Raw genomic sequence first — 13,130 nt, 5'->3', positions numbered from 1 at the left:
CGTTCAGACCCGTGCTAGTGTTTTCTCTCGGCAGGGACGCCGGGGAAACCCGGGGAAATCGCCACACATCCAGTCCGGATGGCGGAATTGGTAGACGCGCTAGCTTGAGGTGCTAGTGCCCGTATTAGGGCGTGGGGGTTCAAGTCCCCCTTCGGACACAGAAACATGCGGTGCCCCCTGACCTTTCGGTCCGGGGGCATTTTCTGTTGTGCCTCCCGGCGAGTGCCGCCATCGCTGCGCTCAGGGCGTCACCGCCTCGGGATGGCCAGTTCGCTGCGCTCACGGCCGGGGGTGGGGGCACGGCCAGTTCGCTGCGCTCACGGCCGGGGATGGGGCGACAGCCAGACCGCTGCGGTCGCGGCCGAGCGACGAGATCGACGTCGTACGACCTCGATGGTGTCGTTGCGGGACGGGTCGGGGCGCGGGTTGCGGCGCACGCACCAACGGACAGGAGGCGCGGTGCCAACTGGCACCGCGCCTCCTGTCCGTCAGGTGGTCGCGTCTCGGACTTCGACCCCTCGACGGAGTTGCGGCCTGATGCCGCGTTCGGTCTCCTAGCTCTTCGACGCCTCGACGAAGTTGCGCCGCGGGTCCGTCTCCTTGATGAGCGAGGTCGCGTCGCGGCCCGAGACGGCACCGGTGACCCAGCCGATGACGATGCGCGCCTTGCGGTTCAGCGTCGGCATCGCGTACACGTGGTACGCACGGTGGGCGAGCCAGGCGAGCAGGTTCGTCATCTTGATGCCCTTGATGTTCGCGGCACCCTTGGCGACACCGTACGAGGCGACCGTGCCGATCGAGGGGTGGCGGTACTCCTCGAGGGGCTTGCCGGTGATCGTCGCGACGACGTTGTCCGCCGCGACGACGGCCTGGCGGACGGCGTTCTGCGCGTTCGGCGGGTAGAACGCCGGCTGCTTGTCGGCGGTCAGGTCGGGCACCTGTGCGACGTCGCCGAGACCCCAGACACCGGGGACGACCTCGTGCGTGTCCTCGGCCTCGACCTGGAGCTTCGCGTTGGCGGCGAGGTGCCCCTTCGGTCCGCGGGGCAGGTCGGAGGCGTCGAGCAGCGGGTTCGGCTTGACGCCCGCAGTCCAGACGAGCAGCCCGGTCGGGATCTCGTCGCCGTCGGAGAGCTTGACGATGCCGCCCTCGGCGCTCGGCATGGTGGTCTTCAGGCGCACGTCGATGCCGCGGGCGCGGAGCGACTCGAGCGTCCACTTGGACAGTTCCGGGCCGACCTCGGGCGCGACGCGGTCGAGCGCGTCGATGAGGATCCAGCGGGGCTGCTCCCCCGCGAGCGACGGGTAGGTCTTGATCGCGGCCTGCGAGACGTCGAACAGTTCGCCGATCGCCTCGACGCCGGTGTAGCCACCGCCGACGAAGACGCTGGTCAGCAGACGACGACGCTCATCCTCGTCACGGGTGGCAGCGGCCTTGGCGATGTTGTCGAGGAGCTTGGCGCGCACGTAGGCGGCCTCTTCGACGCTCTTGAATCCGACGCCGTACTCCTCGAGCCCGGGGGTCGGGAAGGTGCGGGTGACCGAACCGAGCGCGACGACGAGCTGGTCGTAGCCGAGCGTGCGGTCGTCGCCACCGGCGGTCGCGATCGAGACGGTCTTGTCCTTCGACGAGATGCCGGTGACCTTGCCCTGGATGACGCGGGTCTTGCGGAGCGCACGGCGCAGCTCGACGGTCACGTCCTTCGGGGCGATGTGGCCGCCGGCGACCTCGGGCAGGAACGGCAGGTACGTGTAGTAGGTGTTCTGGTCCACGAGCGTGATGCGCATGGGCACGGTCGCGGCGTGCTTCTGCAGCTGCTTGACGGTGCTGTAGCCAGCGGAGCCGCCGCCGAGGACGAGGACGTGAGGGATCGAGTCTGCCATTCCTCCGGTCTACCGGATACGAGCCGTCAACGTCATGAACGCCGCACTTCCTGAGCGAATCAGCGCTCTCGGAGTCGCCACCAGGCCGTCTCGGCGAGGTCGAGGCCCATGTAGACCCCGTGCGCGGTGCGTCGGGACTCGGTCAACGAGAACCGTCGCAAGCGGTAGCCACCACCGAACCGGTCGATGATCGCCTCTGGGGAGGACTCCGCGTCGCGCTTGACGTACCAGGTGCGGTCGTCGACGGACTCGATCACGGGCGGACCGCCCGGACCGGACCCGTCACCGGCGCCCGCCGATGCGGGAGCGCAGGACGTCGATGCGCTTCTGGATCTGCTCGATGCTCGCCTGTGCCACGGCAGGCCCGCCGCTGATGCGCCGGAGCTCGGCGTGGATGGAGCCGTGCGGCTCGTTGGAGTGCCGAGACCAGATCGACACGAGGCGCGCGAGCTCGGTCCGCTGCTCCTTGATGGTCATGTACATCGGGCGGTTCTCGGGCTCGGCGGCCTTCGGTTGGCCGTCCTTGACCGCCCGGCCCTTGGAGCGCTTCGCCTGGGTCGCCTGGCGCGCCCGGAGCAGGTCGCGCACCTGGTCGGGTTCGAGGAGCCCGGGGATGCCGATGAAGTCGAGTTCCTCGAGCGACCCGACCTCGCCACCGGTGCCGAACTCTCCGCCGTCGTAGAGGACGCGGTCGAACGACGCCTGCGAGTCGAGCGCCTCGAACGGCTGGACCTCGAGCAGGCTCTCGGACGCGCGGTCTTCCTTGTTGGCCTCGGCTACCATCGCGTCTTCGGGGTTGTACATGCCGTCGTCGGCGTCCTTCGGACGGTCGAGGGCGTGGTCGCGTTCGAGCTCGAGCGTCGCCGCCAGTGCCATCAGTCCGGGCACGCTCGGCAGGAAGACGCTCGCCGTCTCACCGCGGCGTCGGGCACGCACGAAGCGGCCGATCACCTGGGCGAAGAACAGCGGGGTGCTCGCGCTCGTGGCGTACACGCCGACGCAGAGCCGCGGGACGTCGACGCCTTCGGACACCATGCGCACGGCGACCATCCACCGCGAGGTGTCATCGGCGAACGCGCTGATGCGGCTGGACCCGGCGGCCTCGTCGGACAGCACGACGGCTGGCCGCTCCCCCGTGATCTGCTGCAGGATGCGAGCGTAGGCGCGGGCCGTGGTGGTGTCCGTCGCGATGACCAGACCACCGGCGTCGGGCACACCACGACGCACCTCGGTCAGGCGCTTGTCGGCGGCGGACAGCACGGCCGGCATCCACTCACCCTCGGGCGACAGCGCCGTGCGCCAGGCCTGTGCGGTGATGTCCTTCGTGACCTGTTCGCCGAGGGAGGCCGACATCTCGTCGCCCATCCGGGTCTTCCAGCGCATCTGGCCGGCGTAGGCCATGAACAGCACCGGTCGGACGACGCCGTCCTTGAGCGCGCGGCCGTAGCCGTAGTTGTAGTCGGAGATCGAGGTGCGGATGCCCTGCTCGTCGGGGGCGTACTGGACGAACGGGATCGGCGCGGTGTCGGACCGGAACGGCGTGCCGGACAGCGAGAGCCGTCGGGTGGCGCCGGAGAAGGCTTCCCGGATGCCGTCGCCCCAGGTGAGCGCGTCGCCGCCGTGGTGGACCTCGTCGAGGACGACGAGGGTGCGCCCGCCCTCGGTGATCTTCTTGTGCACCTCGGGGTTCATGCCGACCTGGGCGTACGTGATCGCGACGCCCTGGTAGTGCCGGCCGAACATGCCGTCGCCGTTCTTGAACATCGGGTCGATGCGGATGCCCACGCGGTCGGCGGAGTCCGCCCACTGCCGCTTCAGGTGCTCGGTGGGGGCGACGACCACGATGCGGTCGACGGTGCCGCGCGCCAGCAGCTCGGTGGCCAGGCGGAGCGCGAACGTCGTCTTGCCGGCGCCGGGCGTCGCGGCCGTGAGGAAGTCACGCGGCTCGGACTCGAAGTACTTGGTGAGGGCTTCGACCTGCCAGGCGCGGAGCTTGGAGGCGGTCCCCCACGCGGCGCGGTCCGGGAACGCCGGCGACAGGTGCTGGACGGCCGAGTTGCCAGCTGCTTCGGCCAGGGCGGCCGCGTCGGCTTCGTCCCGCGCGACCGCATCGGCATGCGCGGAGGACGAAGGATCCGTCGACGACGTGTGGTCGTCCCCCGACTCGGCCCACAGCGTGGCGGGCTGCTGCTGTTCGTACTCCGCTGCGCTCACTGGACCTGATTCTACCGCCACCGTCAGTCCTGCCTGGCGTGCGGGACGTGGCCGTCGGGGGTACGGCGGACCAGGGATGCCGGTCGCAGCACGCCTGCGCCGAAGCGCGCGGCGACCGCGTCGACCGTGGTCTCGGTCTCGCGCCACGGCGCGTCGTCGTCCCACAGCGCGTTGCTCGCGGCGGCCGGCACGAGGTTCTCGCCGCGGACCCCGATGAGCCGGATCCGGTTGCCCGGTCGGTGCAGCACGTCGTACAGCTCGACGGCTTCGCGGTGCAGCCGCTTGGCGACGTCGGTGGGCTCGGCGAGGGTGCGCGACCGGGTCAACGTGGTGAAGTCGGTGTAGCGGACCTTGAGCGCCACGGTGCGGGCCTGCACGTCGGCGTGGCGCAGGCGGACGGCGACCTTGTCGGCGAGGCGCAGGAGCTCGCGCGCGACGTCGTCCCGCTCGGTCAGGTCGTGGCCGAACGTGACCTCGTGCCCGATGGACTTCTCGCCCACCCCGGTGTCGACGACGCGTGGGTCGCGCCCCCAGGACAGGTCGTGCAGGCGCTGGCCACCGGCTGGCCCGAGCGCGGACACGAGCGACCCGAGGGGCGTGTTCGCCAGGTCGCCGACGGTGCGGATGCCGCGGCGCTCGAGGGTCTCCTGCGTCTTGCCGCCCACGCCCCACAGCGCCGAGACCGGCTGCGGGTGCAGGAACGCGATGGTGTCGGCTGCGGGCACGACGAGCAGCCCGTCCGGCTTGGACCGGCTCGAAGCGAGCTTCGCCACGAACTTGGTCGACGCGGCGCCGACCGAGCAGTGCAGGCCCGTCTCGGCGTGGACCGTGCGCCGGATGGCCCGGCCGATCTCCCACGGCGTGCCGTACAGCCGGAGCGCGCCGGCGACGTCGAGGAACGCTTCGTCGATGCCGAGCCGTTCGACCCGCGGCGTGAACCGGTCGAAGATCGCCATCACCGCGGCGGACTGGTCGCGGTACTTCTCGAAGTGCGGCTCGACGATGATCGCGTTCGGGCAGCGGCGCTTCGCGATGGCCATCGGCATGGCGGAGTTCACGCCGTACCGACGGGCTTCGTAGGTGGCAGCGGTGACCACGGAGCGGTCGGAGTCGTGGCCGACGATGACCGGCAGTCCCACCAGGTCGGGTCGGTCGAGCAGTTCGACGGACGCGAAGAAGGCGTCCATGTCGACGTGCAGCACGGTCGCCGAGACGTCGTCCACCGGTGCGACGGAGACGAGCCGGTTGCTTCCGTCCTGCTTGCTCACACGGAGATGATGCCAGGGACCACCGACATCGCCGGGCTCACCGTGCGCCGGTGGCCGCCGAACGCGTGGCAGTCCCAGTCGCACCGTGGGACCTTCGCCGATCCGTGCCGGGTTGATCGCTCGGTGCGGCGCTACAAGGCCGCACGGAGCGAGCAACCTCGCACCAGCTCACAAGTCCCGCACCGTGCTCGCGCGGCCGGGCACGCGGCCGGGCACGGGACCGCGTCAGCCGAGCGGGCCGAGCACGGACGCCGCGAGCGTTCGCGCCGCCGAGTCCCGCGACGACGGGTGGTACTGGCCGGCCCGGACGTCACGCGCCAGGCGGGCCAGTTCGCTCGAGGACCGGAACGCCGAGCCCCCGACGACCCGCATCGCCTCGTCCACGACGTGCTGCGCCGTGTCGACCGCCCGCGCCTTGGTCCCCACGAGCAGCGGGAACCACCGCGCACCGAGGTCGTCCAGCTCGTCGACCGACCGCGCGAGCGAGGACACCTGCAGCTCGATCGCGTCGACCGACCCGCGCATGTCCGCGATCGCCCGGCGCACGTCCGGGTCCTGCGACCGTGGCGTCCCGTCGAGCGATGCACGCGACTGCACCGCCGAGACCGCCAGCGACACCGCACGCGAGGCGATCCCGACGTACACCGAGGCGATGAGCAGCTCGAACGCCGCGAAGACCCCGAACACGAGCGGGTCCTGGTTCGGCCCGACCGGCAGCGACCGCACGATGCGGTCAGCGGGGACGTGCACGCCGTGCAGGCTCGTCGTGCGGCTCTGCGTGGCCCGCATGCCGAGGGTGTCCCAGTCGTCCAGGTGCTCGACGTCGCCGTCGGACCGGAGCACGAAGCCGTGCACCAGCCGCGGTTCCGGCCCGGAGGTGTCCTTGCCGAACACGCTCAGGACGTCCCACGCCGGTGCGAGCGAGGTGAAGACCTTGGTGCCGGTGAAGCGGTACCCGCCGTCGCCGTCCGGCTCCGCCGTCGTCGACGAGTCGAACAGGACGGCGTCGTTGCCGGGTTCGCTCACCCCGAAGCCGAGCAGGTGGCCGTCCGACGCGTGGTCGGTGACGGACTGGAGGAACGTCTCACCTCGCGCGGTGACGGCGCGCGCCGCCTGCACCCACACCTGGTGCATCCCGAGACCGAGCGCCGTCGCCGGCGCGGCCTGGGCGAGGGTCCGCTGGACGGCGGCCGTGGCGCGGAGGCCGAGACCGGAGCCACCCTGCGCCACCGGCACCCCGATGCGCAGGTAGCCCGCGGCGCGGAGTTCCTCGAGGTCCTCGGCGCAGAACGCGTTCGCGGCGTCGTACCCGGGGGCGCGTTCGGCGATGCGGGCGAGCAGGTCGTCCGGCACGGTCCAGGCGGCTGCGTCCGTGCCGCGGTCCGCGCCCGTGTTGGCCTTCGTCATGGCACGAGACTATGGTCCGGAGCGTGTCAGATCGTCATCCGTGGTCCAGGTACGTCGCGATCGGTGACTCGTTCACCGAGGGGATCGGCGACCCCGACCCCACCGTCCCCGGGGGGAACCGGGGTTGGGCGGACCGAGTGGCCGAGGTGCTCGCCCACGGGTCCGACGACTTCGCGTACGCCAACCTGGCGATCCGCGGGCGGCTGCTGCAGCAGATCATCGACGAGCAGGTGGAACCGGCGCTCGCGCTCCGTCCGGACCTGGTCACGGTGTCCGCCGGGGGCAACGACATCATCCGGCCGGGCTCCGATCCGGACGAACTCGCCGAGCGGGTGGACGCGATGGTGTCGCGGCTGCGGAGCGACGGCGCCACCGTCGTGCTGTTCACCGGGCCCGACGTCGGCATGACGCCGGTGCTCGGCATGGTGCGCGGCAAGACGGCGATCTACAACGAGAACCTGCACGCCATCGCCCTGAAGCACGGCGCACTGGTGGCGGACATGTGGGCGCTCCGGGTGCTCCGCGACCCGCGCATGTGGGCACCGGACCGACTGCACCACTCCCCCACGGGGCACGCCACGATCGCCGCCGCGGTGCTCGACGCCCTCGGCGTGCCGCACGGCCTGGAGCCGTTCAACCCCGAACCGCTCGAGGCCCGGCCGTGGCGTGAAGCCCGCGCCGAGGACCTCGGCTGGGCGAAGGAGTACCTGGTTCCGTGGGTCGTCCGGCGCATCAAGCACACCTCGTCGGGCGACGGTGTCTCCGCGAAGCGCCCCGAGCTGCAGGACGTCGTCGAGCACAGGTCCGACACCCCGTAGCGGAACGAAGGCCATCCGGTTCCGCACGCCTCCCCGGCCGCGCCCCACCACGGTCATCGCGCCCCGACTCCCCGGGGCGCGATGACGGCACAGGGGCGCGAACCGCGACGTGCGCACCCTGTGGTCGGCACAGGTCAGGCGGCCGGGCGCCGCAACGTCAGCGGGCCGTCGTGCAGCGGCTCGGTCTTCCACTTCGTCCCGACCGTGCCCGCGTCGAGGTCGACGCGCAGGTGCAGCAGGTGCGGCGTCTCCACGAAACGGAGCGCGACGAGCACGGTGCCGTCCGACTGGGTCGCTGCGCTCGCTGCGAGGGCGCCCTCGATGGCCCACTCCCCCTCGCCGATCGGCACGGAGTCCGACCGACCGTCGTCGGTGATGGTCACGCGGACCCCGTCCGCGTCACGCGTGAACGTGACGGCGTCGAGGATCGCGTCTGGACGCGACCGGAGCTCGACGTCGGCGAGGCGCTCGGGAAGTCGACCGCCCGGTACCGGAGGCAGCCCCAGGGAGGCGAGCCGTGCCTCCAGGGCGGTGTCCGCACCCGTGTCGGACGGACGGTCGACGGCGGGCAGCAGGTGCTGCCAGGCCGCGTCGAGGACCGCCTGCATGTCGAGGCTCTGTCCGGTGATCGCGAGGACGACGTCGTGCTCCGGCAGGACGACGCAGAACTGACCGTAGGCGCCGTCGCCGCGGAAGCCGTGGCGGGCCATCCAGAACTGGAAGCCGTAGCCCTGCGACCAGTCCGGGTTCTCCTCAGCCGGGTTCTCGACCTGGGTCGTCGTGGCGGCCGCGACCCAGTCCTCGTCGAGGATCCGCTCGCCCTCCCACACGCCGCGCTGCAGGTACAGCTGCCCGAGCTTCGCGACGGCGTCGGTCGTCGTGTAGCACCCGCTGAAGCCGAGCTCGGCGCCCGTCTCGTCGCGGCGCCAGGCGAGGTCGTCGACGCCGAGCGGGTCGAGCAGACGAGGACGCAGGTAGTCGACCAGCGAACCACCGCTGACCCGCCGGACGATCGCCCCCAGCGTGTACGTGCACGGCTGGTTGTAGGCGAAGACGGTGCCGGGCTCCTCGTCCGGCGGCGTGAGCAGGAAGCCACGGACGAGGTTCGACGGGTCGGCGGCGCGGGCTCGGTCGAGTGCTTCCTCGCGGTGCCCGCTCGCCATCGCGAGCAGGTGCCGGACCCGGATGCGGCGGCTGCGCTCGTCCGTGATCTCGACGTCGAGTTCGGGGAAGTACGACAGCGCGGTCGCGTCGAGGTCGATGAGTCCCTCGCGCACGGCGATGCCGACGGCCGCGGCGGTGAAGCTCTTGCTGAGCGAGTAGAGCAGGTGCACCCGGTCGGCCGCGTACGGCTGCCACCACCCCTCGGCAGCGACCTGGCCGTGCCGGAGCAGCATCAGGCTGTGCGGCTCGACGCCGGGGGTCGACTCGAGGGCGTCGACGAACGCGCGCACACCTCCGGCGTCGATGTCGAGGGCGGATGGGGTGGTCCGGGGGAACGTCTTCGTCGTCGTCACCCGTCCGACAGTACGGACTCCGGGTGGTGCGCGTCAGAGCGCGAGCGCCGTCAGCCCTGGAAGGGGTTCGTCCAGCGCCACCAGACGCCGGGGTCGTCGATCGTCCGCTCGAGCACGAGCGGCACCGTGACCGGGTCGTGGTTCGTGACCGTGAAGCGGACCTTCCCGACCCGCTCGCCCTTCGTCCCGAGGGTGACCTCGTCGAGGTGCGCCTTCGCCCGGACCTTCGTCTTGCCCCAGACCAGCACCTCGGCCGCCTTCGCGGTGACCGCGTCGGCCTCGTCCTGCCAGGGGGTGGAGAACGTGCCGAAGGTCTGCCCCGCGTGGGTCAGGGTGACGACCTGGAAGTTGTCGGCCACGGAGCGCAGCAACCGCTGGACATCGACGTCGAGCGAGTCGTGGTCGGCGCCGCCGAGCATGACGCCGATCACCGTCACGTCACGGCCGCCACGCTCGTACGTCGCGGCGAACAGCAGGCAGGCGCCGGCCTCGTCGAGGGTGCCGGTCTTGATGCCCTCGATGCCGTCCATACCGAGCAGCTTGTTCGAGTTCTCGATCTCGCCGACCGTCGGGATCGTGACGTCCTCGGTGCCGACGATCTCCTTGACCACCGGGTTCGCGAGGGCGAGCTGCCCGAGGTCGACCAGGTCGGTCGCGGTCGAGGTGTTCTGCGGGTCGAGACCGGTCGGCTCGTGGATCGTGGTGTCGTCGAGGTCGTGCGCCTCGAGCCACTTCGTCGCCGCCCGCTCGTAGTCGGCGATCGACCCGAAGGCCCAGATGGCGAGGGCGCCGGCGTAGTTGTTCGCCGACTGCATGAGCATCACCTGGAACGCCTGGTGCTCGGACAGCTCCAGGCCGGCGGGCATCGGCGCGACCTCACCGTTCAGGGCCGCGTACTTGGCGTAGAGCGACTCCATCTTCGGCGTGAAGGTGATCACCGGGCCGGACTCCCCCGCCGCCATCGGCTTCTCGTCGAGCACCACGAGCGCCGTGACGATCTTGGTGATGCTCGCGATCGACCGGGGCTTCGTGTCACCGCTGGTACGCAGGCTCTCCGGGAAGTCGGTGGCCTCGACCGCGGTGGCGCCGTACCCGGGGAAGTCCAGCGCCGGGACGCTCGACGTCGGGGCCGAGTACGTGGTGGTCGCGGCGCTCGCCGGACCGAACGGCACCACGGCGGCGGCCACGAGGTACCCGGCGACGAGCACCAGGACCGCGACGACGGAGATCGTCACGGGCCTCCGGACGGCGGAGCGTGGGCGACGGACGACTCGTGACACGGGAACCGAGCGTACCGGTGACGAGTCCCGCGTGGCTGCGAGCGGGCCGCGGTGTCGCGTGTGCGAAAGTGGCTGCGTGAGCACCCCCGCGATCCCGACCCTGCAGCCCGGCGCCGGCCCGATCCGGTCCACCCGCTACCTTCCCGTCGACCCGGACACGGTCCTGTGGGGTCGGCTGCCGAACGCCGACGACCGCCCGGTCGTCACGATCGCGTCCGGTGACGACGTCACGATCGACACCGTCAGCCACGAGGGGATCCTGCCCGACCAGGGCAGCGACCCCCGCGGGTACTTCGCGTCGCACGGCGTCGCCGCGGAGCACGTCCTCGACGACGCCGTCGCGATCGCCAGGAGCGGCCACCGGGACCCTGCCACCGACGGCCCGCACGTCGTCTCCGGTCCGATCGCGATCGCGGGCGCCGAACCGGGCGACGTCCTGACCATGACGGTGCTCGAGACGCTGCCGCGGGTGCACTACGGCGTCGTGTCGAACCGGCACGGCCGCGGCGCCCTGCACGGCGAGTACCCGGTCGACGGCACCACGGTCAGCGTCTTCGCCGACGTGGTCGAGACGGCCGACGGTCAGCGGGGCCGCATCCCCCTGACCGGCGCCCGCGACCGCTTCGCGCACTTCCCGCTCGCCCCCTTCCTCGGGATCATGGGCGTCGCCACACCCGGAGAACGGCTGCACTCGGTGCCGCCGGGCCGGCACGGCGGGAACGTCGACGTCAACCTGCTGCAGGTCGGCGCGCAGCTGCACCTGCCGGTCCTGGTCCCCGGGGCGCTCGCGTACGTCGGTGACCCGCACTTCGCGCAGGGCGACGGCGAGGTCGCGCTCACCGCGATGGAGGCGTCGCTCCGCGCGACCGTCCGGTTCGACGTGACACCCGCCGCCGACGCCGCACAGCAGTTCGGCGACCTGGCCTGGCCGCTCGTGGAGACCCACGAGTTCCTCGTGCCGACGGGCATGGACCCGGACCTCGACGAGGCCGTCCGCGCCTGTGTCCGGCACGCCGTCGCGATCCTCGGCGCCCGCTGGGGCATGGAGCCGCACCTGGCGTACGCCTACCTGTCGGCGGCGACGGACTTCAACATCTCGCAGGTGGTCGACCTGGTCACCGGCGCGCACGCGCGCATCCGCAAGGCCGACTTCGAGGAGCCCGCACGATGAGCACGCACGAGACGAGCACCGCGGCACCGGAGGGCCTGCTCGACGCGCTCGACGCGTACGAGGCCGCCCTCGCCGCGAACGACCTCGACGCCCTCGACGCCGCGTTCGTCGACGCCCCCGGCACGATGCGCGGGGACGACCGCGGCCTGCTCGTCGGGCACGACGCGATCAGCGCGTTCCGCGGGGCACGGGGTGGGGTCCTGGCCCGGTCGCTGACGCGCGTCGAGGTCCGCCCCCTGACCGAGGGACTGGCCCTCGTCGTGTCGGTGTCCGAGTTCGCGGCGGGCGGGCAGGGCCTCCAGACCCAGCTGTGGCGACGCGACAGCGACAGCACCCACGGCGACGCGGGTCCGCGCTGGCGCATCGAGGCGGCCCACGTCACCGGCCGCCCGAAGGCCTTCGACACCACCGTCTGGCGCGCCGTCGGCGACCCGCTCGTCGCCCCCACCGCGTCCGGACCGCTCGACGGGCTCACCGTCGCGGTGAAGGACCTCTACGCCGTCCCCGGCCAGCCCGTCGGCGCCGGCAACCCGACGTACCTGCGCGAGTCCCCCGTCCAGGCGACGCCGGCCGCGGCCGTCGCAGCCCTCCTCGACGCCGGCGCCGCCATCCGCGGCATCGCGCGCACCGATGAGTTCGCCTACAACCTGACGGGCCGCAACGAACACCACGGCACCCCGCCGAACGGGGCGGTCCCGACCCGACTGCCAGGAGGCTCGTCCAGCGGATCCGCATCGGCTGTCCGTCTCGGCACGGCCGAGATCGGGATCGGCACGGACACCGCGGGATCGGTGCGGGTCCCCGCCTCGTACCAGGGGCTCTGGGGCCTCCGGACGACCCACGGCGCGGTCCCCCGCGAGGGCCTGCTCCCCCTCGCGCCGTCGTTCGACACCGTGGGGTGGCTCACCCGGAGCACCGACGTCCTGCTCGCGGCGCTCGACGCCACGGTGCCGTCGGATCCGGAAGCTCCGGCGGAACCGGAGCTCCTCGTGCCCGCCGAGCTCCTGGAGCTCGTCGAGCCGGCCGTCGCCAAGGCCTTCACCGCCTTCGTCGCCGAACAGGGTCACCCGATCGGCACCGTGCGGCTCGCCGACCTCGGGATCCCGCCGCTCGACGACCTGCGCGAGCTGCTGCGCCTCGTGCAGGCCGCCGAGGCCGTCGCCGCCCACGGTGCCTGGATCGACGCCCACCCCGGTGCCCTGAGCGCCGTCGTCGGCGACCGGTTCGCCGCCGCCCGGGCGAACGACCCCGCAGCCACCGCCGACGCCGTCGCGCGGCTCGACGACGTCCGGGCGTCGATCCGCACGGCGCTCGCCGACCGGACCCTGCTGTTCCCGACGGTCCCCGGGCCGGCACCGCTGATCGCTGCCGACACGGCGGCGCTCGAACGCACCCGGACCGCGACGACGGCGATGACGAGCCTCGCGAGCGTCGGTGGCGTCCCGGCGGTCAGCGCACCAGCGCTCACCGTCGACGGAGCCCCCGTCGGCGTCTGCCTGGTCGGCGGACCGGGCGCCGACCGCGCCCTGGTGATCCGCGCCGGACGGATGCTGCAGCGCTGAGGCGAGCCGC

Annotated in this window: 10 protein-coding genes and 1 tRNA gene; 4 read left to right on the top strand and 7 right to left on the bottom strand. The window is 72.1% G+C overall.

Annotated features, from left to right (window positions below):
* Positions 1-72: 72 nt before the first annotated feature.
* A tRNA-Leu gene (locus tag OGL88_RS07410) sits at positions 73-158 on the top strand.
* Positions 159-554: 396 nt separating this feature from the next.
* Here the strand turns inward: OGL88_RS07410 and OGL88_RS07405 are convergent.
* The 5 genes from OGL88_RS07405 to OGL88_RS07385 all read right to left on the bottom strand — a co-directional run bounded on the left by OGL88_RS07405 (position 555) and on the right by OGL88_RS07385 (position 6,772).
* Positions 555-1,883, bottom strand: coding sequence for an NAD(P)/FAD-dependent oxidoreductase (locus tag OGL88_RS07405; RefSeq protein ID WP_111083993.1), 1,329 nt, complete (start codon positions 1,881-1,883; stop codon positions 555-557).
* 59 nt (positions 1,884-1,942) lie between these two features.
* Positions 1,943-2,140, bottom strand: a complete 198-nt coding sequence (locus OGL88_RS07400; protein WP_123294394.1) for a hypothetical protein — start codon at positions 2,138-2,140, stop codon at positions 1,943-1,945.
* Positions 2,141-2,165: 25 nt separating this feature from the next.
* Entirely contained in the window at positions 2,166-3,959 is a 1,794-nt protein-coding gene (locus OGL88_RS07395; RefSeq protein WP_263090931.1) for a DEAD/DEAH box helicase, read from the bottom strand.
* A gap of 161 nt (positions 3,960-4,120) precedes the next feature.
* Positions 4,121-5,365 carry a DNA polymerase IV gene (dinB, locus tag OGL88_RS07390; RefSeq protein WP_263090891.1) on the bottom strand — a complete coding sequence of 415 codons (1,245 nt, stop codon included), beginning with the start codon at positions 5,363-5,365 and terminating at the stop codon, positions 4,121-4,123.
* A gap of 225 nt (positions 5,366-5,590) precedes the next feature.
* Positions 5,591-6,772 carry an acyl-CoA dehydrogenase family protein gene (locus OGL88_RS07385; protein ID WP_263090889.1) on the bottom strand — a complete coding sequence of 394 codons (1,182 nt, stop codon included), beginning with the start codon at positions 6,770-6,772 and terminating at the stop codon, positions 5,591-5,593.
* Between the two features lie 23 nt (positions 6,773-6,795).
* On the opposite strand from OGL88_RS07385, the gene OGL88_RS07380 reads away from it, so the two are divergent.
* Positions 6,796-7,590, top strand: coding sequence for an SGNH/GDSL hydrolase family protein (locus OGL88_RS07380; protein WP_123294457.1), 795 nt, complete (start codon positions 6,796-6,798; stop codon positions 7,588-7,590).
* A gap of 134 nt (positions 7,591-7,724) precedes the next feature.
* Here OGL88_RS07380 and OGL88_RS07375 read toward each other — a convergent pair whose 3' ends face one another.
* Both OGL88_RS07375 and OGL88_RS07370 read right to left on the bottom strand, forming a co-directional pair.
* The gene (locus OGL88_RS07375; protein ID WP_263090886.1) at positions 7,725-9,107 is read right to left on the bottom strand and encodes a serine hydrolase domain-containing protein; all 1,383 of its coding nucleotides are present in this window, start codon (positions 9,105-9,107) and stop codon (positions 7,725-7,727) included.
* Between the two features lie 50 nt (positions 9,108-9,157).
* Positions 9,158-10,387, bottom strand: a complete 1,230-nt coding sequence (locus OGL88_RS07370) for a D-alanyl-D-alanine carboxypeptidase family protein (protein WP_263090884.1) — start codon at positions 10,385-10,387, stop codon at positions 9,158-9,160.
* Positions 10,388-10,463: 76 nt separating this feature from the next.
* Here OGL88_RS07370 and OGL88_RS07365 point away from each other — a divergent pair, with 76 nt between their 5' ends.
* Together OGL88_RS07365 and OGL88_RS07360 are read left to right on the top strand one after the other, a co-directional pair.
* Entirely contained in the window at positions 10,464-11,558 is a 1,095-nt protein-coding gene (locus tag OGL88_RS07365) for an acetamidase/formamidase family protein (protein ID WP_263090883.1), read from the top strand.
* Positions 11,555-13,120, top strand: coding sequence for an AtzH-like domain-containing protein (locus OGL88_RS07360; protein ID WP_263090882.1), 1,566 nt, complete (start codon positions 11,555-11,557; stop codon positions 13,118-13,120). The genes OGL88_RS07365 and OGL88_RS07360 overlap by 4 nt, the downstream gene beginning before the upstream one ends.
* Positions 13,121-13,130 lie beyond the last annotated feature (10 nt).

Source organism: Curtobacterium sp. RIT-PI-V, assembly GCF_025642935.1.
Lineage (GTDB): Bacteria > Actinomycetota > Actinomycetes > Actinomycetales > Microbacteriaceae > Curtobacterium.
The sequence above is the reverse complement of the archived record's forward strand: the minus strand, read 5'-3'. Positions and strand labels throughout refer to the sequence as shown.